This is a genomic window from Legionella waltersii, assembly GCF_001468085.1.
In the GTDB taxonomy this organism is placed as follows: domain Bacteria; phylum Pseudomonadota; class Gammaproteobacteria; order Legionellales; family Legionellaceae; genus Legionella; species Legionella waltersii.
On sequence record NZ_LNZB01000015.1, the window covers coordinates 50,462 to 69,373 of the forward strand.

The window sequence follows — 18,912 nt, forward strand, 5'->3', positions numbered from 1 at the left end:
CTTGATATCTACACCCCTTTTCGGTATAACTCGTCATTTCTAGATCCTGTGAGCAACTCACCGGACATAGTTTCAACAGCTCCCAAGATTACTCAAGGAAAACCATGGACCAATCTATATCGATGTACAGTGCTTCTGTGCCAGTATTTACTCAATTACTCACTGCATTAAATGCCATTTTGGAAAAAGCAAAGCATCACCGGACCAATCCTGATGCACTTCTACTAGCTAGTCTTTACCCAGACATGTTCAACTTAACCCGTCAGGTACAAATTGCATCTGATTTCGCAAAAGGAGTCTGTGCGAGACTAGCAGGGATAGAGGTCCCAGCGTATGAGGACAATGAAACAACGTTTGATGCACTTAAAGAACGAATTGAAAAGACCTTGCGCTTTATCGCTAACATTAAACCGGAAGAAATCAACGGTAGCGAAGAAAAAGAGATCATCACTCGACCAGGAACCCCAAAAGAACGAGTATTTTCAGGACAACAATATCTCCTGCATTATGGTCTTCCACAGTTTTTCTTTCATGTGACCACGGCTTATGACATTTTAAGAAATCAGGGGCTTGAAATAGGTAAAAAAGATTACATGGGTGCATAAACAAATCATTGGTTGGGTCGTCTGACCCAACCATCAATCTACATTCCTTCAACTTCCATCACAAAATCGATATTACCGCGTGTGGCATGGCTATAGGGGCAAACTTTTTCGTGTGCTTCGTGTACCAGCTCTTTTACTTCAGCAGTAGAAAGAGACGGAACTTTAACGTTCATCTTAACTGCAATGCCAAATCCACCCCCTTCACGAGGACCTACAGAGACATGGCATGTCACAATTGCACCGGTGACTTTTTTCTTATGCTGACTGGCCACAAACTCTAATGCTCCACCAAAGCATGCTGCATAACCCGCTGCAAAAAGATGTTCGGGTGTTGTGGTATTGGGTAATCCTGAACCACCCATGTCTTTGGGGACGGATAAATTAACGCTAACGGAATGATCGGTGGTTTCCGAGTGACCGTTTCTTCCCCCCGTATTAATTGCGGTAGCAGTTACAAGAGGTTTGATGGTATAAGCTGGCATTGTACTCTCCTTAAAAATTTCATTTAGACAGGATGATATCTCCCTATGGAGGTTAACACATGATGCCATAAGCAAGTATTCTTTCTTTTATCCAAATAAAAAGCCAGTGAAAGATAACCAGATGAATGCGTGACTTGGATGACATAGTGAGTCCGGATTGGATGAATCCGGGCTTGTTGTATAATGGTTATGCATTTACTTTTTTACAGCGCGCTTACCAAATCGCTTTTCTTCCGTTTTTTTACCGACTGCACTCGTTGTTTTTCTGTTTTTCGAAACATGTTTTCTAGCTGGTGTCGGAGCTACGCCAGTGGGCAAATTGTGATTAGGCTCAAAATCTTCGATTTCAATACGATCTATTTTACGTTTTATCAATCTCTCAATGGCATTTAATTGCCCTATTTCATCTGCGCTGACTAATGAAACCGCCAATCCAGAAGCACCAGCCCTCCCTGTTCGTCCTATACGATGCACATAGTCTTCAGCCACCTGTGGCAGATCAAAATTGACCACGCAAGGAAGTTGATCAATATCAATACCCCTGGCTGCAATATCAGTAGCCACTAAAATATGCAATTCACCCGATTTAAACTCAGATAGAACTTTAGTGCGCTGAGATTGCGACTTGTTCCCATGAATGGCTGCAGCATGAATATGATTATCTGCCAGCAGTTTAACTAGTTTATTCGCACCATGTTTGGTTCTAGAAAATACAAGTGTTTGTCCCCATTTATTTTTATGGATTAAGTGGCTAAGTAAAGCAGGCTTTCTGCTTTTATCAACTGGATGAACGGTTTGCTTCACTGCAACAGCTGTAGTATTACGCGGTGCGACATCAATTTCTACCGGTTGATTTAATATACTTTTAACTAAGGTTCGAATCTCATCGGAAAAAGTCGCTGAGAACAATAAATTTTGTCGTGACCTAGGCAATAGTTTAATAATACGCTTGATGTCATGAATAAAACCCATGTCTAACATCCGGTCCGCTTCATCTAAGACTAAAGTCTCAATCTCATCTAACTGAATGGCTCCTTGTTGGTGTAAATCCAACAAACGTCCTGGAGTTGCAACCAATATCTCAACACCTGCTCGTAACTTCATCATTTGTGGATTAATTTTTACTCCACCAAAAACCACTAGTGAGCGAAGAGAAAGGTGACTACCATATTCTCTGATGCTTTGGTGAACTTGAGCTGCTAACTCTCGAGTTGGAGTAACGATTAGAACTTTTGCTCGGTTGCTTTTAGCTCGGGGTTTATCGTGTATTCTTTGCAAAATCGGTAATACAAAACTTGCTGTTTTACCAGTACCCGTTTGTGCAGAAGCCAATACATCTCTGCCACGAAGAATAGCAGGAATTGCTTGAAGCTGAATTGGAGAGGGTTCTAGATATCCCAACTCATCTACAGCACGAAGAATGGGCTCAATGAAGCCCAATGATTTAAAACTCATTTTGTTTCCTTATAATCGGTGGATAACTGTCATTCGTATGACCCACCCAACTCAATATGTCTATTTTTGGCGCAATTTTACCATAGATTACCTGCAATAAGTGGATTTTAGTTAAATTTAACTCGTAGCCTGGAATACGACTTCGTCCACACTGGGTTACACATGCTTCTTGCAATTAATAGGTTATGCTAGAATGAATACAATCTAGCAAAGTCGCTTGATGATAACAGTCTTTGTTATGAAACATCGATAAGCATTTGCAAAATTGATCGTGTTTGAAGGTGGATTTTTAAGAAACCCCTGTTTAGGGTTAAAGTGTATTAAATACTGAAACATGACCCTATCAACCTGGTGAACGTAAACTTTGTACAAAAGGAAAATTCACAATGGTCGCCGTAGATACAATTATGAAACCGATTTCTATTGTTGAATAATCGCTGTGCAGGTGTGAATAAAGGTTGTTTGTATTTAGGAGCAAAATTTAGTAAAGGGAACTCCTACAAGGAGAAAACCATTTTCCTCATTAAGGAGATTGCAAAACAAAACTTTCTGTTTATTTATGGCGAGTCACTTTATGTCTCTAAAGATCAATTACTATAGTTTGCCAGCCAACAGCAAATAATCGAGCAAAAAAATGGAAATGTATTGCATTTGTCGCCATGAAATGGTACTCGTTATAAAAATGACTTATGTAAAAACCCAATCTCTTCGTTAAAAAATGTTTTGACTGAGGGGGGGGGTAAATAAAGTAAGCAACTGAATTCAAAATATTTTTTACCGAAAAGATTGGGATTTTTAAGTAAGTCCTGTTATAAATTCAATTTATAGGGAAATGATGATATGACAAAAAAAATTATAGGTTTATCCTTCCTTTTGGCGTCAAGCACTTTGATGGCTGAAGGTGGTCGCTTTGACAACGAATTCTCGTGGGTTAACCCAGCTGATATGGCTAAAACAAAAAAATACGATGTTACTGCAGGGCTAATCTATCCGATTGTTCGTATCCCACTTTCGGGAACTCAAAACTTTCCTAGAGTTGCAACAGCTGGTGCCTTCACACCACTAAGCCAAACAGTTGGCGGCACTATCAGGGAGACTTATACTTTACCCAGTGGAAAGATTACCTATCGTTTAAATGACAAGCTCCTTATCGGTGTTGTTGCTGGTCAAAGCTTTCTTAATGATCTGACCTATGACGTGAACTCACCACTGCGCTACTCAATCTGGCGTTCAAAATTAAACGGTTACGACGTAGCCCCTAATTTAGCCTACCAGTTTAATGACAAATACACGTTTGGTTTTGGTTTGGATATTCTCAAAACCAGCGCAGAATTAAATACTAACTTTGGATTCCCGAATTCTCTTGTACCTGCGGCCCGTTCTATCCCTTTTACTCTTAAGGCCGATGGTTGGCAACTTGGCTGGCACGCTGGCATCGTAGCCAAGCCTTGGCTTGGAAGCTATTTATCATTGAGTTACTTTTCCGACCAAAATGCGCACTTGAAAGGACCTGTAACTGTCATTGGCACATCAGGAGTAACCGGCACAGGGGAAGGTACCGGATCAGTAATACGACCTGCTATGGTTCGCATGGGAGTGTTCCAAGCATTGAATAAAGATTTTGGTCTGGTTGGTCAATTAAGTTATGTTCAGTGGTCTAAATTCAAGACCATTGTAGCCAACTTGCCTACCGCGGTTAGCGCCCAGCTTAATGGTGTAACTCAACTTACAGTTCCTCTGTATTATAGAAACGTATGGGTTACTGAATTTGGCGCAAGAAAAGTGATTAAGAAAGCTACTCTTTTAGGAATGCTTAGATATGCTCAAACCCCTGTTAACAACATATTTAAAGATATCTCCTTGCCTGAAAGCAATGCTTGGTCATCCACTATTCGCGGTGAATATGACTTTACAGACAATATCAGTGTATTTGGTAGATGGTCACATGTGTTTCAATTTAATGCATCACTTACAGCTCCCCCAAATACTCCAACACGACCATCATTAGTTGCTATTGCAACGCCTTCTGTTGATACGTTGGCTATTGGTCTAACTTATAAAGGATAACCAAAATTTTGTGACCTATTCAGTAACTAGGCGCCGGGGTTCCGGCGCTGAGATTTTTTCATAAAGTCTTGGATTAGGTACTGCGAAATTATGTCACGCTGCATCTAATGAAAGAAGCCTTGAGTTTCTGCCGACCGGTTATTTAACTCCAGATGAGGTAGAAATTAATATAGCCCAGTTTAAAAAGAGTACGAACAATCTCTTGCTAAAATGCCAATCAATACTTTTCATCTGGATGAATAATAGATTAAGAATATTGGATTTTGTTTTCCAATGTCTTGTTAGATCATTCCCCCTTCTCCCTATTATTGATTATTTCAATTAATTACAGTCCGTGCTTTCAATGCAATTTCCATCAGAATCACATGTTTGGCAACTGTTATAACCATCCGTATTAATAATAACTGTTGGCGCCCCCCAACCCGCACCTGGACGATAATTGCCAACGTTGACATCATTGTTGTAATGATAGGCATTAACTCCATTATGAAATCCGCCAATCCCTCCTACACCGCCGACACCCCCAACACCTCCTACCCCACCAAAGCCATGATTAGCAAAACAGGTCGCTGTAAAAAGTACGCTAAAAGAGAATACATAGATAGGTGAATAGAGGTTAACCAACTTGGATAAATTCATAACCATCTCCTTATCAACAATTTATCTCATAAAAGGGCTAAGATTCTTGAAGTATAGTTCTTTATAAACGATTTGTTTTCAATTTTACGTCCAATTGCCTCAAAACAAACCTATACTAAACTTATCCACACAGGGTTACAAGATATCTAACTGGTTATTTTGGGGTCAACTATGAAATCGGTGAAAAATTCTCGTGAGCGTTCTAGTCTTAAATCGCCGCAATGCCTTAGCTTTAATGAAGTACTTGAAATTATGAAAAAATTGGGGGGGTTAGATAGCATAAAAGAAGAACGATTTAAGGGGAATCTCAAGCCCACTGAAATAGCTATAGCTGTATTGCAGAAATACATCAGTGACTCTCCTTCAACGCTTGTCGTGGATAGTGTTCGTGAGGTTAAATTGCTTTTAGGTGAAGAAGATTGTAATGTTGAGTTATTAGAAGGGGTAGAGAAAGCGATTAGGGCTTGCGAAACAAGAGAACTTGCCTTGAACAATACCAAAGTTGCGAAGCAGTTATGCAGTCTATCGCTTCAAGTACTGATTAAGGATTCTAAAGAGCTTAATGAATCGATACAAGGTCCCACCAGCTCCCCAAATGTTTAAAATCAGACACCTTGCCGTGTATTAAGTTGAATTGAGAATGAACAATGAGTCGAAGATCGCATAATCTTTTAACCTGGATACCGCATCTTTTTTTATTCTATAAAGAGAAAGTATTTCGTAAGCTAATGCCCATTTCGATTATCCTAATCATTTATGCTGCAATCATCGCTGAATTTTTTGAAAACGCTACCCGTTATAATCTAGGCCAATTTCATCTCATTTTTAGCTTTATTTTAACCATTATTATTAGCTTCCGAGTCAATACCAGTTACGCTCGTTGGTGGGAAGGAAGAATACTTTGGGGATCAATTGTCAATAATTGCCGTAATTTAGGATTGAAATTTGAGGCTTTTGTTGGTTTGAAGAATCATCCTGATTTTTATGAGCTATTAAAGGCTTTACCCATTATTATCAAAGCCCATTTACGCAAGGAAAAAGCTGAAATTCAAACAGTGCTTCTTTCATTATGCATCCATGAGTCGGAGGGTCTACATCCTGTGCTTCTTGTCACCCAACGAATGTATCAACTGCTAAATGAATTACGTCAGACCAATAAACTGCAATTAGAACAGTATCTTGTTTTAGATACAAACCTCTCTAATTTGATGGATATGGTAGGTGGCTGTGAGCGCATTCTCAATACCGAAGTTCCACCAGCGTTTGCCTTTTTTGTCAAACAAGCCCTGCTCTTTTATGCCATTATGTTTCCCTTCGGTTGGATAGATACCTTTGGGTTTTTGATCATTCCAATGATGGTGATGATTGTCTATATTTTATTAGGTTTGGAAATATTATCCGAAGAATTGGAGTGCCCCTTTGGAAAGGATGATAATGATTTGCCAATCAACACCATTGCTAAAAATATTGTTCGCAATTTGGAACAAATAGCAGAATAAGTAACCTACTTGCTATACTCTATTGGATTAAAATCATGAGTATAGCGAGTAGGTTCCTCAAGTCAAACTGCCCAACCTATTTTGTCGTGAAATTGTGCTTTTATAAAGTGAGCAAAACACCCTGCTCGGGTTTAACTAATTCTACCCCAATATCATTTTCCTGGGACAGTTCGTTTATAATCTGGCTGACTGTATCGTCCTTAGCGTTTGAAAAATCATCTGGCCTAGGTTTGACGTGAGTAACAACGACTGGCAATCCTCTTAGTGCGTTTCTTATATCTAAAGGATCAACAATCGAAGCCAGATGCCTCAACTCAGACATGTATAACGTTGGTTTTAAATGCCCAAATAATTTGTTATCTGGCTGTGAGTTTAAAAACGAACACTCAAGCATAATGGCATGGAGCTTCTTTTTTCGGATTAGCGGTGCAATTTCTTTCCAAATAGTTTCCATGTTTGTCGATTTTTCAATACTATCTGCACCAGTATCACCAAAATACAACATATAATCACTCTTGGTCCGAATTAAAAAAGCGCTTGATGCCATTCCACCATGACTCAAAGGGAACACTTTTACATGGAGATCAGTATTTGGAATTGAAAGCCATTGTAATAATGGCATCGTTTGATAATGCTGAAAATTCAGGTGTGGAATTTCTCCGCTATCTCCAAAATTGCCCCAAACAGACCAATTAAAAATATTTTTTTGCAATGCCTGCATGGTTTCTTCCCGCGCCATAATGGTTTGTTGCTCGCGCAGTTCGGGCTGTGCCATAACAAGCCCCATAAGATGATCAAGATGAGCGTGAGAAATGAGGTAAGCTGGAATATGTTTTTGCAGCAACTCTTCAACATTTTTATGACGCAGTGATGGCTTAGCGACTGCTACTTCAAGCCCATTGACTAAAGTACCTCCATCAAGTGACGTATAATTTTCGCTCTCGGTAGTCTTCAACAGATAAGCAGATAAATTTCCATCTTTTAAACCGCCATAGACTCCAAGAGGAAGAATTTCGAACGTAGGTGCGCTGTAGGTTGTAGTGGACAACAAACAAATTAAAACGGTAATCAATAACTGAAGCATGCCAATTTCCTTAAACTGTTTTTAGTTAATTCAGCAAAATAATACACAATTCAAACCCTCTCCAATCACCGTATTTATACGGTAAAAATCAGCCTCTCCTTCTTACAGTGACTTTATTATAGCCGCTTGATTAAGTCTTGTGGGGATGTGATTGTGATAGCCATTGAGCACTGCTTTTACCAGTATTTCCGCTTTATTCTTACAATCCATTTTATTTTTAATGTTTTCGATGTACGACTCTATGGTTCGTTTTGAGAGCGAAAGCAATTCCCCTATTTCTTTCGCCGATTTACCTCTTGTGAGTAAAAAAACACATTCACACTCACGTTGAGTTAATTCGTAAGTATTTTCATTGTCGCTCAGAGTGTAATGATGAGAATTTAAAAGCAACTGTTCGTCAAATTGTCTTAACGCATTATAAATCCCACTCTTATGGCGACAAGGACGACAACTATAAATCAATCCTTTCACACTGTTGTTTGGGTCTGTTAAAGGGATTTTCTCCAATAAGAAAACTTCACTAGACTTTGAATCCAAATGCACTGTTGTGATTTTTTCGCCATTAAATACTCGCAAATCTTGCTGCTGATAAATTTTGTTTTCTTCAATGGACCCAGGTGACAGCTCCTCATCGGTTTTACCAGCGAGTTCTTCTAGATCACCAAATCCTTTAAACTTCAGCAAAGCTTTGTTTGCACCTATGTATTGGCGGTTTAAATTCTTCCAACCAATATAGCCTGGAAGATGATCAAGTAAAGAGAGTTCAGGAACCAACATCAAGTCATCGCCTCCTTTGGGTTATTAAATGGTTTCTCAATTAGATGAAATCATGGCTATGCTATTATAAAAGATACATCGTATTGAATTATACGCACAAAAGGAAAGAGGAGTTATCGAAAAATGCGTCTTCTCTTTATTTCTACTCCGGTAGGTCCAATTGGTTCTGGAATAGGCGGTGGCGTTGAACTAATAGTCTCTTCACTGGCAAGATCATTCAAAAAACAAACCCATGACGTGGAGGTGGTTGCCCCAACAGGATCAACCATTGATGGCATAGCAGTCCATCAATTTGAAGGAAGATTGCATATTCCCATGCAGCGATTAAAGCGTAATGACGCTATATCCACTCCAATGGATTCTGTATTGATCAATATGTGGAAATTTGCCATTGAGCATTCCGATCGATTTGATTGCATCGTTAATTTCGCCTATGACAAGCTTCCATTTGAGCAACACCCTACTTGCAATACTCCAATTGGACATGTCATCAGTATGAGTTCACTCAATGATGACATGGATTCTATCTTTGAAAAGGTTGCCACACAGTTTCCTAACTCGTTAGTCATGCATAGTCGTGCTCAAGCAGCTACTTTTAACTCAACCATACGAAAAGGCACAAAAATCATTGAATGCGGGATTGATGATTCATTGTATGCATACAACTCCAATCCTCAAAAGCATCTTGCCTTTGTAGGACGGATTTCGAGGGAAAAAGGGGTAGCTGACGTATTCAAGCTTGCTGAAAAAACAAACTACTTGATAAAAATATGGGGATATATGGAGGATGAGGCTTATTGGATGGAAGCACAAAATAATTACCCAAAGGCAAAGGTGGTGTATTGCGGATTTTTACCAAGTACAAAACTACAATGGGAGCTAGGTCAAGCACGCGCTCAATTAATGACACCCAAATCGGTAGAAGCTTTTGGTCTTGTCGTGGTTGAAGCCCTAGCCTGCGGAACCCCAACAATCGCTTACAACCGTGGTGCACCAGCCGAAATCATTCAGGATGGGCGCACAGGGTTCGTTGTACCGGCTGATGATATCGATAAAATGATTTCATCAATTCATCTCATTGATCAAATCAAACGCTCAGATTGCCGTAAACATTTTGAAGAAAAATACACCCTTGAGGTATTTTCCAAGAGTATTGAGCGATGGATCATGAAGTTGTAATGGTGTTTGTAAAAATGCTTGGGCTAGACGTTGCTCAACATTGCTAGAATGGTGTATCGCCCAGTTCATCACTGACAATATAGTCTCTGTACAGTAAATCTTCATATTTTTCGACTATCTTACCTAAACGAGAACTTGTTAGTGCTGAATAGTCACTAGCAGTCAGTAGTAATGCCTGATCGTCTTCCTGGAGTAATTTTATCAGCTTTTCTACAGCAGCAATTTTCTGTTCTACAGAAAACCCTTTTGTTACTTCAATGCTACGCGTTTTAAAATGCTTACTGAGGGCTTTCTCTTTAGAGTCATGCTCCTCCTCTTTTTCTTTAACGTCCAAAGCCTGTCTTAACTCTTCTTTTTTTGTCGTCATGTACTCTTTTAATTCTTGAATAAACTGCTCCTTGCGGACACTGTTTTGGAGTTCACTTTCTTCTCTTAATGCTTCTCCAGACTCCCTCGATAGCGCAGGCTCTATCGCAATTGAATCGGTATCAAAGGCTTTTTGTTGAGCTTTTCTTTTGTGCATTAACCAGGTTTTGTCACACTTGCTAATAATTTCAACACCCATAATTGGTTTTTTACTTTCACTGACTACGGATGATCTTGAATCTCCAACTTTTAATGTATTGAGTGTTGAGAAATCGTCAGCACTAATGGATGTAACATACGTCTGCATAGCATCCCGCAATGCACCGGGACCTGCTTGAATAGTTTGAGCCCTTCTCAAATTTATAGGCTCTCCGGATTGATAAGGTATACGTTTAGCATCCATGATATTGCTGTATGCTCCAAATTTTTTACGAAAATTTCCTTGCATAGGTGTGGTGTCATACATTTCATGTTGTTCCATGGCAAATTGGATTGCCCCTTCCATGACTTCATGATAAGGCACTGCAGCAATAATATCGTTGTTAACATCCCCAATTGCGCTGACAACACAAGATGACTCATATACCCCTGTGTGTAAATCCACGTGTGCTTTGACACCAAAAGGAATTTCATCTGCTACAAATCGAGAGTTTTCATCCAAACAAAATACAATATCCGTATCAAAATAATAACCGCCTTCTTGCCTTAGGATTTCAAAACGAAAAAAATCCGCTGCAGCCGCAAGATTTCTAAAACCCACTCGTTCCCTATTAACGTATTCCCAAAATTTTTTGTACCTATCTCCCTCATAAAAGGGATCATTTTGCATTTGAACCTCTAATTCATGAACATTTCTTATGCGTAGATTTGGGATGTCAATTCCCTCTTGGGCTGATGTTTTAACGTAATTCATGTCATTATCAACCCATAGATTAATCTCAAACCCACTTCGTTTAGCAACCATGGCCACATCCATAATAGTACGTAGATATTTTTCACGAATAGGACCTCCAACCCAAACAAAATGTATTTTTGGGGGGACTGTAAGTGCATGCGGTGTATCATGCTCTTCATATTCAAAATTGTGCACGGCACTCTCCTGAAATGATTCAAACCTGTTTAATTATAGTAAAAAAATCATAAGGTGATTGTCTCATTGGCTCTTCCTCCGTTGACCCAAACCTTGAGATTTTGGTAGATTGCTTATTGGATCAAACGACCTAATCTGCATGAACAACGGAACTAAAATGAATCATGAAATCCAATTTCTGCCTCTTCATGAAGGTCATATTCCCCTTTTACGTCAGTGGCTAAATGAGCCCCATGTCGCTGAGTTCTGGCAAGAAACAGGAAATGAAGAAGAGCTCAGGCAAAAATTTTTAGAGAAAATACCAGAGAGAGGAGTTAGTCCGTTTATTATCTCTTTTGATCAGAGACCCATCGGATACATTCAATATTATGAGGCTAATAAAATCGGCGGAGGTTGGTGGCCTGATGCCAAAGAGGGCACTTTTGGAATCGACCAACTTATTGGTGATCCGATGTACATCAATAGAGGTTATGGCACTAAAATCATTAGTCAGTTTGTTGATTTACTTTTTAATAACCCTCAAGTAAAGGAAATTATTACCGATCCAGATCCGAAAAATCATAGGGCTGTTCGTGTGTATGAGAAAGTTGGATTTAATAGGATAGGAGTGATACAAACCCCTGGAGGAGAGGCACTACTTCTTCGGATGGAAAGATAGGTTGCGTCAGACAGCCTAGCGTGTCCTTTCTACACCTCAAAACTGTTCAATAAATTGACAAAAACACCCCTTTATTAGTACCATATGTTCTTTTTCGCTAAGCAGAATCTTAATGTTCAATACTAGGTGCAATAAGCAATTTTTCATTCCAAAGCGCTTTCTGATTCCATTCCTGTTGTTCCAATTCGCGACAGGCTATGCAATTGAAGTGCCCATTTATGATTTCCCCATCACAGCTTATTCTCAAAATGCTAATGATTATTTGTCTTCAGATGGAGAGGATTATTCCAAAGCATTAGTAAGTCCAGATTATCAAAATGAGCAGTTGCAGCAATTTTATAATCATTATTACTCAAGTGATCCCCATGGTTTATCACCCTGGAGTGAACAAATGGTTAACTCTGCATTGCCTTTGATGAAAAAAATTGAGCCTGAAATACTGGAAGACTTTAATAATCAAAACAAATCACCTGAAAACAAACATTATGCGGAAAACTTTAAGGAACAAGATCAAGCTTGGTGGAATACAATTAGAGACAACATGGATCTTCAGGCATTAGCATCGAGCGAGTTCGATGAGGAAAATAGAGCGATTGCTGTTGCAAATACGAATGCCAGAGCACTACCAAATCTAGCTCCTGATTATTTTCATGCCAGCTTACCTGGACAAGGATTCCCTTTTGATAATTTACAAGAGTCATCGATTTGGGTGGGAACTCCACTCTATGTTTTGAGTGTATCAAAGGACAAAGCATGGTCTTTAGTATTAACACCGGATGGTTATTTTGCCTGGGTTAATAGCAATCATATCGCCTATGTTTCCTCTGGATTTATAAACCAATGGCAAGAGGCTGCTCAACATGGCCTGATTGCTGTGACACAAACAGAAGCAAGTATTATTGATGCTCAGCAACACTTTCAATTTACAGGTTATATTGGCGCTGTATTTCCGATGGTGGAACAAAACAATCAACAAAACTCCATCTTAATACCTGTAAAAAACAACAATAATCAAGCAGTTATTAAAACTGGTCTTATTGAAACGCAGGCATCGAGTAAAATGCCTCTAGCCGCATCCCCCAAAAACCTTGTTAAAATCATTAATCAATTAAAAAATCGTCCTTATGGCTGGGGCGGGACTTTTTTCTTGAATGATTGCTCACAAGAACTGAAAAGCATGTTCACCCCATTTGGTATTTGGCTACCCAGAAATTCGGCTCAACAAGCTCAGCTCGCTTCAAACTTAGATTTATCAACAAACAATGTTGATGAACGTTTAACTCTTTTAAAAGAAAAAGGACACCCGCTCATGACCATTGTTTATATTGGTGGCCATGTCATGCTTTATGTTGGCAACAAAAAATCAGATGCAATTACTTATCAAAATATATGGGGCCTTTCACCTGAAAGTCGTGACAAACGCTATGTTATCGGTCAATCCCTGTTTTTACCTCTTCTGAAGTATTATCCAGAAAATCCTGATGTTACGTCGCTTGCCGGTAAATCCAAGTTCAAACTCGTTTATCTTGATGAACTCACTGTAAAATCAGAATTACCTCAGAGATTTGCAAATAAGTTCTATGTAAAAGATTATTTAATTGCCAATTAAGAAACAAGGTTTACAATCAGGACGCCGTTGTTCATCCCAACGGTTTATTGTAATTTCTAGTTACAATTGAATCATTTTGAAAATATTTATTCCCTAATCAACAAAAAATGCCTATTATAGCCATGCGTTTGATTTGCGCTTTTGAATTTGCCGATGTAAGCCATTAGCGGTAAATGCAAATGAAAAAAGTCTTTAGTTTTTAAAGGAGTAATGAATATGTATGGATTTGATTCTAACGATAACGAGGAGTCATCCTCTAGCGATTTTACCTTCCTGTATCTACTTGTTGGTGTTGTTATTGCAACATTAGCCATTGCAAAATTTGCTGAATCTAAAAATCGCCTTCATTTTGAAAGCCGTTTTGCTCGCATATTGGCTGGAATGCTGGTCATTGTTGCGAATTTGTTGCATACAAAACGTGGGGATTTAGAGATCACGAATAATGAAAATAAACTGCTTACAGTTGGTCCTCACCGCACTGGTTGGGAAGGCATTGTTGTTGCCTCAAAAATGGAGGGAACACCGCCTCGATTTTTTGCAACAGATGCTTATAATTTTGTTCCCGGCGTTGCTGCATTTATGAAGATGTTTAAAACAATACCGGTCAAATCAAAGGCCATTAAAGACAATACTGGGCGATCTGCGAATGCTGATACACTTGAGCTAGCGAGTCAAGCTCTAAATGAAAAGGGATGTGTAGCACTTTTCCCTCAAGGTAATTTCGCCAGAATAGGCCAAGACGCCCCCAGAGTTTACACTGGAGCAGCTCAGCTCGCATTGAAGAATAAAATAGCCATTCATGTTGTTCGACTGGATGGTTTCTGGAGTCTACAAAATCCCCTCATTCCTATGTTTGTTCGCAATAGTTCCGCCTATCGTGCATTTTTGTCTGCGTTTCACGTGAACAATGTCCGAGCTACAATGTGCTGCGTGATCGATTTTCATTTACAGCCTGAAAATGAAAATCTAAGTGAAAAAGAGATGATTGATGAGATATGTGCTCGACTCTATGCATACTATCGCCATACTCAAGAGCTTACTGACGAACAAATCGATAGAATTAAAGATGAAATCAACAACAAAACTCATCTCGAAATTTGGCACAATAAGGTCAAACAAGATGAATTAGGGAAGCAGCTAGTAACCTTAAAAAAGGAAGAGGAAAAACTAGAAAAACCGACTACAGAAGCAATGAGATTGAATTAAATAATGCAAACGTAGGCTGGGCGAAAGCCCAGCGATTTACTCGCCAAAATTGAATGGTTCAAATGCATCAAAGCAAGCCCATTTATTACTTAAAATACCATTCTTAATAAAACGATGGATACTTGAGAACTCCCAATCAGAGGGGTTAAGGACATAACCGTGCTTGACTGGGTTGTAATGAATATAATTGACGTGATGTTCATAATCTTTATCGTCAAGAATGACATGCTCCCAGAAACGCCGGATTCTTTTTTGCTGGAAGGTTAGTGTTTATTAGAAGGGACTTTTGGTGCATTTTCTTCATGAGGTTTAACCCTATTAACTCTTTCTCTATAGTCTTTGCATAATGAATTCGTAGGCTCTGTTTTAAATGAACTCTCCATTTGAATTTTTATCGCTTTTAACTGCCTTGCTACATCACTTTTAGTAAGGCCTAAATATCCAAAAAATGTAGTTTTTTGGACTCGTTCAGACGCATCAATGGCACTATCAACAGCGTGTTTAATTGTGTTCATCGCCTCACCATAACTCATTTCTCCAGTAGCCATAGCCTTTCTACAAGAAAAGATCACGTTACTTAAATGGATAAGTGCATTTTCTTTATCACGAGTTTTATCATTACCCGCGGTATCATCAATAATTTGATGGTTATTTTTTATAAATTGACTCCACTTATCCCCTTTTTTAGGAAAGGTTATTCGCGATTTTAATGTATCTAGAAACAAATCAAGTTCTACAGCCCTTGAGTCTGCTGTAATCTGTTTAAGAATCGACATAGGGTCAGAAGATTCGCTGTAATTATCATTACCTGATTTACTAGCAATCAAATCATAGTGTTCTGCAGGAATAGTAAAGCCGACACTATCTTGCGGTCTTTGAAATTTACCAAATTCAGTGATGATGGACTTATACAGTTTTTCATTAAATTCTGAATAAGCTTTTTGAATATCGGAAGGCAAGCGCATTTTCTTGTATTGCACATTACTATTTAAAGCTTGATTCACAATATCTAATGCGGTAATCAAACTCTTTCTCGATGTTCCATTCAAGTCAACTTGGTCCAACTTATCAATAATTGTTTTGGCTTTCTGAATTTCTAATCTTGTCGGTTCATCCAATTCGTCCAACCGACTTTCAGTAAGCTGAACTAATTGACGCATATCTTGCACTAAAACATCAATTGCACGTTTCATCTGCTCATTTATTTTTTGAAGTTCAATTGATTCCAGCTGACGTGTTGAAAGAACTTGACGTTGAAGTCTTAATAAATGAGCGATGGGATTGTATTCTTCATAGTGTAAAAATGATGCTTCTTTAAGATTTGTAGGGAGTAAATCTCCAATGGATTTATCAGAATAAGTATTTGCTGAAACGGTTACAATATCATCTCTATCATCGACATGTACATATGTCACTGGACTATCTGGATAAGAAGCACACACGTCTTGAATTTGCATGTAGGATAAACGATATTTACTATCTCCTGACATAGCATAGTCACTCTTATGCTGCTCAGAAAGTGTTTGTTCCTCTTGAAGATCGAAGTTATATCCAGAAGGTTTTCCTAGAATACTATCAAATAAAACTCGCTTGTTCACTTCAACAGGAATCTCTCCCTTCTTTTTCCTTAAGGCTGAAGCGAAATGTTCTATGGCACGGTATGCTGACCCATTACCATTCTTCTTGCCATCATCCCGATCTTTTTCCGCTGAAGTTCGGTTTGATCCAACCATTATCACTAGTCGATCATAGTCCGCTGACATCCGCAATATCTCATCAAAAAGTAGTTGGTTACTTTCTACAATTGCTTTTTCATACTCTTCAGAGGGAATATCTTCTGGATTACCGTATTGAATAAGTAAGGCGTTGTACTTTGCTTTAAATGATCCATTACCAAGACAACCGTCAAAATCCAATGAGAATACCAATACACCCTTACCCATCATGCACCTAAATAATCATAGCTAATTAAACTATAGCAGATGTAATAAAAATATTCAGATTCAATAATTGAGGGGACTAATTGAGGGGACGGACCGGGACGGACCCCGTCAAACATTGAGCAGTTTGTATCATTTAAATGGAGCCTGTCCCCAACTCAAGATGATCCAATGGCAAAGACGTTGTGTCGCAAATAGTTCTAAGTATAAAACTTGACTGTACGCTGGAAACACCGTTAATGGAGGTTAATTTGCCTAATAAAAAAGATTGATAGGCATTTAAATCGGGAACAACTACTTTTAATAAATAATCCGCTGATTGGCCAGTAATTAGGTAGCATTGAACAACTTCGGGCAAAAAACGAACGGTGTCCTCAAATTGATTCATAATGGCAGGTTGATGGCTATTTAAGCCAACCAACACGATTACGGATAACTTTAACCCTATTTTATCTGGTTCAAGAATAGCAACTTTTTTCTTAATGTATCCATTGTCTTCTAATAACTTAATGCGACGCAGGCAGGGTGAAGGAGATAGTGCCACCATTTCAGCAAGTTTTTGATTATTGATCTGGCAATTTTCTTGCAGAATATCGAGTATTTTTTTATCTATACGGTCCATAGTGTTTAAATAATGAGGTAATTATTTTAAATATTAGCATAAATATCCAAAATAGATGACTTCTTTGAACTATTCATCCAAAAACCATGACTCACTCGGCTTATTTTGCAATTTAATTCCAATCAAAATGAAATAAAATATCATCATGAATACAACAAGCTCAAAATGTGCAATTAATATATTTTTATTGGGGTTATTTTATGTCGAATTCTAGATTAGCTGCCTGGTTTGTATGGGTTATTGCTTCCGTATTTTATGCTTATCAATATGTTCTTCGGGTGATGCCAAATATCATGATGGAGGATATCACTCAACAATTTCATATTGATGCTACTGTTTTCGGACAATATTCTGGAATTTACTACCTTGGTTATTCACTAATGCATTTACCGATAGGTATTATGCTCGATCGTTTTGGGCCAAGAAAAGTAATGACAGCCTGTATTTTATTGCCCGTTATTGGACTATTACCCCTGATATTCACCAATCAATGGGTCTACCCACTGATCGGAAGAGCATTAATTGGTATAGGTTCATCGGCTGCAATTTTAGGTACTTTTAAAATAATCCGTATGGGTTTTAAAGAGAAGCACTTTTCCCGAATGCTTAGTTTTTCAGTGATGATTGGTTTGGTTGGTGCTGTTTATGGTGGAGGGCCAGTCAGTTACCTGTGCCATACTCTGGGATATAAAACGGTGGTTGAGATCTTCATTATCATCGGATTGTTGCTTGCCTACATCACTTATTTTATCGTCCCGGACACTAAGCCGACAAAGCAAACTTCTGTTATAGGAAATGTCAAATCAGTTTTCACCAACAAGAAAGTGATTTTGCTGTGCTGTTTTGCCGGTTTGATGTTGGGACCCCTGGAAGGTTTTTCTGATGTATGGGGCTCAGGATTTTTAAAACAAGTTTATGGCTATAGCCCATCCATAGCAAATTATTTACCTTCAATGATTTTCATTGGCATGTGTTTTGGTTCACCAATATTAAGCTTGATTGCAGAAAAGACAGGATACTATTTGGGAACGATTATCACCGCAGGAATGCTGATGTGCATGGTTTTCGCAGCACTTGTTAGTGGGATTATGACCGTGCCCACTATCACAGTGAGTTTTCTAATCGTTGGTGTCTGTTGCGCTTACCAAATTTTAGCCATCTATCAAGTGTCAACTTATGTTCCAGAGCATCTTGCAGGACTGACTACTGCTATAGCGAACATGATCATCATGATTTTTGGTTACGGATTTCATTCGGTGATAGGCGTAGTGATTAATGCCTACGGAGGTCTCCATGACACAACAGCCTACGTCTATGGAATTGCGGTAATCCCAGCAACCTTGGCACTAGGCATCACAGGCTTTTTAGCTGTAGCTTATTATGAAAAATGGAGCGCGCTAAAGGCAGATCCCATGAACCAGGCCTTGAGATTTGAATAAACCAGGGCTAATGCAAAACCCCTATCTCTTCGTTAAAAAATGGTTTTAATTTGGTCATTTAGTCTATCTAAAAACCCTCATTCAAACCATTTTTTGCCTCGACCTCAGGGTTTTGTGTAAGCATTTCAAGCACAAAGTGCTCCGCATCTATAAATAACTTTAAGTATTTTATGTGTACAATTTCGTGCGATGGGA

17 protein-coding genes are annotated in these 18,912 nt (G+C 38.7%); 9 read left to right on the forward strand and 8 right to left on the reverse strand.

Annotated elements, in window-relative coordinates:
• Positions 1-104 precede the first annotated feature (104 nt).
• On the forward strand, positions 105-605 hold the full coding sequence (locus Lwal_RS03410; protein ID WP_058479519.1) for a DUF1993 domain-containing protein: 501 nt from the start codon (positions 105-107) through the stop codon (positions 603-605).
• Positions 606-643: 38 nt separating this feature from the next.
• On the opposite strand, the gene Lwal_RS03415 is transcribed toward Lwal_RS03410, so the two are convergent.
• Positions 644-1,087, reverse strand: coding sequence for an organic hydroperoxide resistance protein (locus Lwal_RS03415; RefSeq protein ID WP_083500030.1), 444 nt, complete (start codon positions 1,085-1,087; stop codon positions 644-646).
• A 195-nt stretch (positions 1,088-1,282) separates the two neighbouring features.
• Complete coding sequence (locus Lwal_RS03420; RefSeq protein ID WP_058479520.1) at positions 1,283-2,542, reverse strand: DEAD/DEAH box helicase; 1,260 nt, start codon at positions 2,540-2,542, stop codon at positions 1,283-1,285.
• An 840-nt stretch (positions 2,543-3,382) separates the two neighbouring features.
• Here Lwal_RS03420 and Lwal_RS03425 point away from each other — a divergent pair.
• Positions 3,383-4,609, forward strand: a complete 1,227-nt coding sequence (locus Lwal_RS03425) for an OmpP1/FadL family transporter (protein WP_058479521.1) — start codon at positions 3,383-3,385, stop codon at positions 4,607-4,609.
• A 321-nt stretch (positions 4,610-4,930) separates the two neighbouring features.
• Here Lwal_RS03425 and Lwal_RS03430 read toward each other — a convergent pair whose 3' ends face one another.
• On the reverse strand, positions 4,931-5,248 hold the full coding sequence (locus Lwal_RS03430) for a hypothetical protein (protein ID WP_058479522.1): 318 nt from the start codon (positions 5,246-5,248) through the stop codon (positions 4,931-4,933).
• 171 nt (positions 5,249-5,419) lie between these two features.
• Between Lwal_RS03430 and Lwal_RS03435 the strand changes: the two genes are divergently transcribed.
• Both Lwal_RS03435 and Lwal_RS03440 read left to right on the forward strand, forming a co-directional pair.
• A complete protein-coding gene (locus tag Lwal_RS03435) occupies positions 5,420-5,851 on the forward strand; it encodes a hypothetical protein (RefSeq protein WP_058479523.1) in 432 nt (143 codons plus the stop codon).
• Positions 5,852-5,895: 44 nt separating this feature from the next.
• Positions 5,896-6,747, forward strand: coding sequence for a bestrophin family protein (locus tag Lwal_RS03440; RefSeq protein WP_058479524.1), 852 nt, complete (start codon positions 5,896-5,898; stop codon positions 6,745-6,747).
• Positions 6,748-6,847: 100 nt separating this feature from the next.
• On the opposite strand, the gene Lwal_RS03445 is transcribed toward Lwal_RS03440, so the two are convergent.
• Positions 6,848-7,831, reverse strand: coding sequence for an MBL fold metallo-hydrolase (locus Lwal_RS03445; protein ID WP_058479525.1), 984 nt, complete (start codon positions 7,829-7,831; stop codon positions 6,848-6,850).
• 102 nt (positions 7,832-7,933) lie between these two features.
• Entirely contained in the window at positions 7,934-8,608 is a 675-nt protein-coding gene (locus tag Lwal_RS03450; RefSeq protein WP_058479526.1) for a helix-turn-helix transcriptional regulator, read from the reverse strand.
• A 123-nt stretch (positions 8,609-8,731) separates the two neighbouring features.
• On the opposite strand from Lwal_RS03450, the gene Lwal_RS03455 reads away from it, so the two are divergent.
• On the forward strand, positions 8,732-9,787 hold the full coding sequence (locus Lwal_RS03455; protein WP_058479527.1) for a glycosyltransferase: 1,056 nt from the start codon (positions 8,732-8,734) through the stop codon (positions 9,785-9,787).
• 43 nt (positions 9,788-9,830) lie between these two features.
• Here the strand turns inward: Lwal_RS03455 and Lwal_RS03460 are convergent, their stop codons facing one another.
• A complete protein-coding gene (locus tag Lwal_RS03460) occupies positions 9,831-11,243 on the reverse strand; it encodes a TcdA/TcdB catalytic glycosyltransferase domain-containing protein (RefSeq protein WP_058479528.1) in 1,413 nt (470 codons plus the stop codon).
• 157 nt (positions 11,244-11,400) lie between these two features.
• Between Lwal_RS03460 and Lwal_RS03465 the strand changes: the two genes are divergently transcribed.
• The 3 genes from Lwal_RS03465 (at position 11,401) to Lwal_RS03475 (ending at position 14,716) form a co-directional block, all read left to right on the forward strand.
• A complete protein-coding gene (locus Lwal_RS03465; protein WP_058479529.1) occupies positions 11,401-11,901 on the forward strand; it encodes a GNAT family N-acetyltransferase in 501 nt (166 codons plus the stop codon).
• A gap of 112 nt (positions 11,902-12,013) precedes the next feature.
• Positions 12,014-13,510: an SH3 domain-containing protein gene (locus Lwal_RS03470; protein ID WP_065235641.1), complete on the forward strand. Its 1,497-nt coding sequence runs from the start codon at positions 12,014-12,016 to the stop codon at positions 13,508-13,510.
• A gap of 216 nt (positions 13,511-13,726) precedes the next feature.
• Complete coding sequence (locus tag Lwal_RS03475; protein ID WP_058479530.1) at positions 13,727-14,716, forward strand: lysophospholipid acyltransferase family protein; 990 nt, start codon at positions 13,727-13,729, stop codon at positions 14,714-14,716.
• Positions 14,717-14,979: 263 nt separating this feature from the next.
• On the opposite strand, the gene Lwal_RS03480 is transcribed toward Lwal_RS03475, so the two are convergent.
• Positions 14,980-16,662 (reverse strand): hypothetical protein, encoded by a 1,683-nt coding sequence (locus tag Lwal_RS03480; protein ID WP_133141259.1) that lies wholly within the window; start codon positions 16,660-16,662, stop codon positions 14,980-14,982.
• 130 nt (positions 16,663-16,792) lie between these two features.
• Entirely contained in the window at positions 16,793-17,278 is a 486-nt protein-coding gene (locus tag Lwal_RS03485; RefSeq protein ID WP_058479532.1) for an Lrp/AsnC family transcriptional regulator, read from the reverse strand.
• A 200-nt stretch (positions 17,279-17,478) separates the two neighbouring features.
• On the opposite strand from Lwal_RS03485, the gene Lwal_RS03490 reads away from it, so the two are divergent.
• Positions 17,479-18,717, forward strand: coding sequence for an MFS transporter (locus Lwal_RS03490; RefSeq protein ID WP_058479533.1), 1,239 nt, complete (start codon positions 17,479-17,481; stop codon positions 18,715-18,717).
• The last annotated feature ends 195 nt before the right edge of the window (positions 18,718-18,912 follow it).